5 protein-coding genes and 1 tRNA gene are annotated in these 2277 nt (G+C 35.0%); all 6 read left to right on the top strand.

Translation table 11 applies throughout. From position 1 onward, the window contains the following. Nucleotides 1-370 precede the first annotated feature (370 nt). The 6 genes from KHA90_RS24940 to KHA90_RS24915 all read left to right on the top strand — a co-directional run bounded on the left by KHA90_RS24940 (nucleotide 371) and on the right by KHA90_RS24915 (nucleotide 2185). Entirely contained in the window at nucleotides 371-538 is a 168-nt protein-coding gene (locus tag KHA90_RS24940) for a hypothetical protein (protein ID WP_213308222.1), read from the top strand. A gap of 70 nt (nucleotides 539-608) precedes the next feature. Further along, nucleotides 609-803: a hypothetical protein gene (locus KHA90_RS24935; protein WP_213308220.1), complete on the top strand. Its 195-nt coding sequence runs from the start codon at nucleotides 609-611 to the stop codon at nucleotides 801-803. A gap of 133 nt (nucleotides 804-936) precedes the next feature. Then, nucleotides 937-1146 carry a hypothetical protein gene (locus tag KHA90_RS24930; protein ID WP_213308218.1) on the top strand — a complete coding sequence of 70 codons (210 nt, stop codon included), beginning with the start codon at nucleotides 937-939 and terminating at the stop codon, nucleotides 1144-1146. 12 nt (nucleotides 1147-1158) lie between these two features. Further along, nucleotides 1159-1264: transfer RNA gene (locus KHA90_RS24925), tRNA-OTHER, on the top strand. Between the two features lie 53 nt (nucleotides 1265-1317). Further along, nucleotides 1318-1617, top strand: a complete 300-nt coding sequence (locus KHA90_RS24920; protein WP_213308216.1) for a hypothetical protein — start codon at nucleotides 1318-1320, stop codon at nucleotides 1615-1617. A gap of 343 nt (nucleotides 1618-1960) precedes the next feature. Beyond that, complete coding sequence (locus KHA90_RS24915; RefSeq protein WP_213308214.1) at nucleotides 1961-2185, top strand: hypothetical protein; 225 nt, start codon at nucleotides 1961-1963, stop codon at nucleotides 2183-2185. Nucleotides 2186-2277: the final 92 nt, after the last annotated feature.

The raw sequence follows: 2277 nt of genomic DNA, 5'->3' as shown, positions 1-2277 counted from the left end.
TTATTATCCCAACTCAGTAAAGATAATTTTCCACATGAGGTCAGGAATTATAAAATTACTGCCAACATCGAAGCTAAGATAAAAGTCACGCTCGAAAAAATACAAGCCACATCATGGGGAGGCTTTAATCAAAATCATTTTACAAACGAACAATATTAATAACATAATAATAAAAGACGAAATAATCATGACAGAGACATTAAAAATATCAGAATTATCAACAGAAGCAAAACGAAAATTAATGGCTGAGTTGTCAGCAGAACAAAAGGCTTAAAAAGAAAAAGTAAGAGCAGATAAGGTTGCTTATAAGGAATTGTCGGTTGAGTTCTTAATTAAAAACATTGATCCGCTGATTGAAAGGCAGATAAGCATGGTTGAATTGGTAGACACCATTTTCGCAAACTTCAATGATGTTTTGAGCCTTAAAAAAGAAATATACGGAGTTGACAAACTGGATCAGGAAAGCCACACTGTAACGCATCCGGACGGCTCATGCAGCATTACAATAGGTCATAATATAACGATCTCATTTGATTGATGGTGACGAAAACGCAATCAAATTAACCAAGGCGGTTAATCAGTTATTGAAACCAAATATTAAGACAGGAATGCTGAACCCTGCTAAAATCATACAGCTAAACCAGATGCGCACTGATTTCAACTCACCTGAATTTGACGAAGGCATGGATATCATTATCGATGCGCAGAACAGAACTAAAGGCAGTACCTACGTCAGCGGCTTCAAGTTTGTTGAAGTTGGAGAAAACAGAACCAAGAAAATAGAATTTCGATTTACAGTTTAATGAATATCTACTTAAGCACAGTCATATTATTAACGGGATTGTTAATATGGACTAACCGGAAAGTAATTGCGAATCAAATAGAATGGTTCCAGTTCAGGATCAAAACAATTTATAACCATAAAATCAAAAACAAATGAGTACAACTAAAGACGATTCAGACGATGTAGGATTAGGAATATTGCTCTTCTTGACTATAGTTTTTATAAGCTTAAAAATGTCAAATAAAATAGATTGGAGTTGGGTTTGGGTTTTTGCCCCTTTATGGAGTGTTGCTGCATTAATCGTTTTTTTCTATTTGGTAGCACTCATATTCGGATTTATTACAAGAACAAAATTGGTTTAATTAATTCGGGTTTCCCGAGTAGCTCAGTTGGATAGAGCGTTTGGTTCTGTGTAGGTTTCTGAAACACGTATAAATCCTATTCGCCAAAAGGTCATCGGTTCGAGTCCGATCTCGGGATCAAATATTTAAGCAAACGGTAATAATGCAGATTATTACACAATCATAGAAATCATGAAAAAAGTAACACATTATTTTGTTTATGTCGGTCATTCAACACAAACTAAAAACAAGCTTCAAGAGGAATTTTGCAATTATTTGAGATCATTGCAGCACACATTGATCGATGCAGCAAAGATCAATGATTTGAAAAAAGAAATACGATTGAAAGCTCTCGAATTAAACGAGAAACATAAGCGATGTGCAGCACTCGTAATTGGCTTTTCTGATCTCTATACAAAAACCGGATTTGGAATAACCGGATTTTACTTCTTAACATTTCAAATACTACAAGCACATTATGACAGCAACTAAATCACCACAAGTTTACACCGGAACGGGTTCCGCAATAGACAATTATAACAAACCAAAATCACAGCTTCAGAACATTGTTCAGGCTGTTAATTCTAAAAAAAGCAATTGGGGTTTTTTCAATAATAGAGACCCGCAGCACAAGGCAGTTTTATCACACTTAAGGACGCTCCAAAAGGTCGTGCCATGTGAGAAATGGGCGAAGTGGCAGATATTAAATGGTTGGGTGAATTTTTACAAAGTGATAAATCACCAGTACAGAAACCTTTAAAGAAAATGAACAAAGAGGAGGTTTCTAAAATTATAAGCTGTCTTGGATCAATGGTAACTAAAAAATTTAAATAACATGGATTACTTTTTAAAAGTTGTCGCGCTGCTCTCAGTTTTAATTATTGTCTTAGTAGTTGGTTTTTTAACGATGCTATATCTCGTTTTTAAAATCGAAGACGAAGAAAAAGAAGAAAAAGATCAATGGCTATCTGAAGCTTATTGCTTCCAATGTGAAATCGAAATACCTGTCAAAGAAAAGAAGGGACGGCTTTACTGCTCAAATTGTGGACTCAGGCATTAATATGGAAAATTATAGTATCACGGAAGTATGCTCACATGAAATAGCCGTAATCAGAGTAATAGAATCAGTTGGTACGTGCGAAACTACATCAG

This window comes from Flavobacterium psychroterrae, assembly GCF_018380615.1.
Taxonomy (GTDB): Bacteria; Bacteroidota; Bacteroidia; order Flavobacteriales; family Flavobacteriaceae; genus Flavobacterium; species Flavobacterium psychroterrae.
The sequence above is the reverse complement of the archived record's forward strand: the minus strand, read 5'-3'. Positions and strand labels throughout refer to the sequence as shown.